Genomic DNA, 1,109 nt, shown 5'->3' on the forward strand with positions numbered 1-1,109 from the left:
GAATCCAGGCATGTCCGACCTGTGAGCGGGAAGCGAGGGTGGCGGCGTAGACGTCGCTCTTGTTGGACGTCATCAGCAGGGCGCCCGGGGCCTCTTCGGCGACCGGGATGGCCAGCGCCGTCGACTTGCCCGCGCGGGGCGCCATGATGGCGACGTAGGTGTCCTCGTCCGAGCCGCGCAGCTCCACTCCGGACGGCAGATGGTCCCCGAGGAGTACGCCACGGTCCCGGGCCGGAACGTCCTTGGGCCTGGTGTCCTTCAGTGAGACCCGCAGGCGGGTCGCGGTGTGGGCCGCGGGCTTGGGCGTGAGCTCGCGCACCTGGTGCAGCGTGGCCAGGCTGGAGGGGTTGCGGAACCAGCGGAAGGCCCAGCGCAGCCCCCACACCACCAGGGCGACGACCATCACGTCCAGGAGCGCGGCGCCGGCCGCGGATGCGACAGGCGACTGGCCCCACACCGAGGACCAGTCGCGGACCATGTGGAAGACGGTGAGCACATTCAGCGGGGCGACCTCCGCGCCGGTCACGGTGGCGCCGGCTGCGGCACCGGCCCACGTGGCGGCCGACAGCACCACCGCGCCACCGACCAGGACGCCTCCGGCGAGCCAGGCGCGGTCGTTGTCGGTCATCATCAGCGGGCCTCCCCCACTTCGTGTTCGACGGCCGTGTTGCTGTCGGTGTGGTACAGCCGCTTCTCGGTGGCGGTGAGGTCGGTCGCGGCGGCGATGCCCGGCCGGGTGCCGATCTTGATGAGGTATTTGCCGCGGCCGGGGTGGACCTGGTCGCTGGTGTCCAGGCCGGTGCTGGTGGCCGAGGACCAGGAGGTGATCATCATGCGTTCCTGCTCGGTCAGCGCCCGCTTGCCGGTGACGCGCTGGAGTTCCTCGGCGGTGGAGGCGCCGATCACCCAGGTGTCGCAGCGGTCCATCAGGCCTCTTGCCTTGGCGCGGTCCTCCTCCGTGGGCAGGGATTCGCTGTCGAGCAGGGAGTGGGTGACGTAGACGGTGACGTCGTCGGTGACGCGGTTCAGGCGGCTGATGGCGTCCATCGCATCCACCAGGCCCGGTCCGGAGCGCAGGGCCCGCCACATCTCGTCCATGGGCAGCACCA

2 pseudogenes are annotated in these 1,109 nt (G+C 70.9%); both read right to left on the reverse strand.

From position 1 onward, the window contains the following. Positions 1 to 631 (reverse strand): annotated as a pseudogene (locus ACZ4Z5_RS33265) (type IV secretory system conjugative DNA transfer family protein); the annotation flags it as partial. Beyond that, a pseudogene (locus ACZ4Z5_RS33270) lies at positions 631 to 1,109 on the reverse strand (ATP-binding protein); the annotation flags it as partial. The pseudogenes ACZ4Z5_RS33270 and ACZ4Z5_RS33265, both read right to left, overlap by 1 nt.

The organism is Streptomyces sp. NPDC030222, from assembly GCF_055573115.1.